Here is a 2,618-nt window from a genome sequence, read left to right on the forward strand (position 1 = left end):
TTCAAATAATGATATTTTTCACACGCGGCACGCGTGCGCCAGCGAGGGGGTTAAAACCCTTCAAGCTGTCCTGTACTTAGGTTAGCTTTTTGTAAAAGAGTGTTTTTTTCATATATTTTTCCGAAGCCAAGTATAAACTCACTACTCCAATCCTTATAATATAATTTATTTTTTTTAGACCCTAAATCTTTCAGCATATTCACTAACAAAATCTTATCTCCATTCGAATTTATGTATCCTAAGTATTGCATGATATACTTCTGTAGTTTGATATTAGAATTTTCCAAAACAATTAATTCACCTTTTTTTACATCCTCACTTGAAGGTGTAAATCTCTCTTTTACGTTAACACCCAATTCCAATGGATAATCTGCTTTGAATATTACACGACATTGGATAATTTGATCATTTACAACTGTCGGTATTTGTGAAAACACATATACTGGTAAGGAAAATAATAATAGAAACAATGTATGTACGGCATTATTTCTTTTTAATTTGATAATTGTATCCATTATTTACATTTGTTGTAGTGCCAGCTTTTATAATTTGTCCAGCTTCATGAGGGACTTTTAAGCTGCCATCTAATGAGTATCCATAAAATGAACGTAACGGCAATCCATTTTCGGCTCTGATTAAATTCTCTATATGTGTTGAATATTTCTCAGCATTGAAAACAGGCCTACTGGCTCCTTCTGGAGTATACCACGCACTATAATCCACTCTTGTTCCATCTAATGCATCTGCTGCATGAGCCAATTCATGAGCTAAGCCAATAAAACTTGGTCGTTCAGTATTTCCATTTTGGTCAATCCCCGAATCTCCACTACCTGGTCGCCAACTAATTTGCAATCCCAACGCTCCATTATCGCCCCTAGCAATAGTCACGTCTTTTGTAGTACTCTGTAACCCATTAACTAAATTACTTCCAGCTTCACCACCATTTCGAATATCATTTAGAGCACCGACTGCCTTTTCGACAAATCCTGTAAGTTCACCTTTTTTATTATATGCTTTACCATCATATACTTCCCCTTTTTTTGCTCCATTATTCCAAGTAAGTTGTCCGTTATTATACATAATCTGTTCTTTTCCATTAGCTATAATAATACTATCTCCGTTCACATCTATATTAAGAACTGGATTATTTGCACCATACTGGTAAGGGGTAAGAGTATGATATTTCTCGGCAAACCTGTCCATTGTATTGAACCTGCCTATCACCGGGTCATAGAATCTTGCGCCGTAATCATACTGCCCCAACTCCTCTTGAAGCTCCTTGCCATTGTAAAGGTACTTGTTGTCCAATGATACCGCACCGTTGCCGTTCAGCGCCGTTGTAAATATCGAAAACGGTAAGCACATTTCAAATCTTGATACAGCTAATTAAAAGAGACTAGAGTAGGCAATATATGAATTCCAATATTTTCCTGCTACTATTGCGAACAAAGTCCTTGGTTTTTATTTTAGATTTTAAGTCACCGCGGGAAAGCCACCACTTAAACCCGTTGGGGATGCAAAGGCAAGTCAGGCTTATGATCATTTGACAAAGCCAAGCAACTTTTTTAAGTTACTAGGCTTTAACCTTAGTTTATTTTAAACTCAAGCGAGGAGCTTGCGCTAAAGATGGACTAGCGTGTAACAACACTAAAACGGCTTTAGCCAAATAAAACAACAAAAGCCCAACATTTCTGCTAGGCTTTACCATAATTCTATTTGTTTCTCACGCACCTCAGGCTTGCGCCAGCGAGGGCGTATTTATTTATTATACCTTCCCCCCTTGCTCATGTCTTTTAACATGATTTTGTAATTTTTCTTCCCATTTATTGATCCTAGCTTTGATGCTTTTTAGTAAAGCGACAAAGCCAAATCAAAATTTATTTCACAACCTCCACCAGTTTCGTAAAGAAAAGCTAAGTTATTACACGCTTCAGAATGACCACCAGCACATGCCTTTGAATACCAATAGAAGCGTCTTTTTGGATTATTAATATTTAGGGAGCTAGTATTTTCATATTGCTGTCCAAGCTCATACATAGCATCTATGTGGCCTAAGTAGGCTGATTGTTTTATAAGTTGAAAATATTAAGATACATTTCCTTACGTTCAGAGTCACTTAGGTCATTTGGATATTTATAAATCTTTTGACTTATTGAGATTGCTAATAAAAATGACTTATTTCCTTTCATATATCTACGTTATTTTTACTATTCCAATATTCCCCAATGGTTTAAGTCTTCTGCAGGGCGAGATAAATCTCGTTTAAAAACCAAGGTCTTTAAACCACAATAAATTACCACATTATTGTTATAGATGCAAGCCCTCTTCTTTCTTCGTAATAATCTACAACACTGCTATATTTATAATACTGGGCTTCTGTAACTATGCCTGCTACAACCGGATTTTCATGTAAATAATTTAATCTTTGTTCTATCATGTCATTTGTACTCAATGCTATCGGGTGGTTATCCTGTTGCCAAAACTGATAAACCCTATTATTACTATTTTTGTAATTGCTCGTTTAAACATCCATATCATATAATCTTTTCTGCTCTCTTGTATATTTGTTTCTATATGTGCAATATTATTTTGTTTGTGTATTTCTTTAAATCCCTTAT

General features: G+C 35.4%; 2 protein-coding genes. Both read right to left on the reverse strand.

The window, feature by feature from the left end; all coding sequences use genetic code 11:
• Positions 1-50 precede the first annotated feature (50 nt).
• Positions 51-515 (reverse strand): hypothetical protein, encoded by a 465-nt coding sequence (locus OQ268_RS17740; protein WP_265858148.1) that lies wholly within the window; start codon positions 513-515, stop codon positions 51-53.
• Complete coding sequence (locus tag OQ268_RS17745; protein ID WP_265858149.1) at positions 484-1,365, reverse strand: RHS repeat-associated core domain-containing protein; 882 nt, start codon at positions 1,363-1,365, stop codon at positions 484-486. The genes OQ268_RS17740 and OQ268_RS17745 overlap by 32 nt, the downstream gene beginning before the upstream one ends.
• Positions 1,366-2,618: the final 1,253 nt, after the last annotated feature.

It is taken from the genome of Pedobacter sandarakinus (assembly GCF_026240095.1).
GTDB classification, from domain to species: Bacteria; Bacteroidota; Bacteroidia; order Sphingobacteriales; family Sphingobacteriaceae; genus Pedobacter; species Pedobacter sandarakinus.

Coding starts and splice junctions, on each gene's coding strand:
- OQ268_RS17740 (WP_265858148.1), bottom strand. CDS start 515: ATGGATACAATTATCAAATTAAAAAGAAATAATGCCGTACATACATTG.
- OQ268_RS17745 (WP_265858149.1), bottom strand. CDS start 1,365: ATGTGCTTACCGTTTTCGATATTTACAACGGCGCTGAACGGCAACGGT.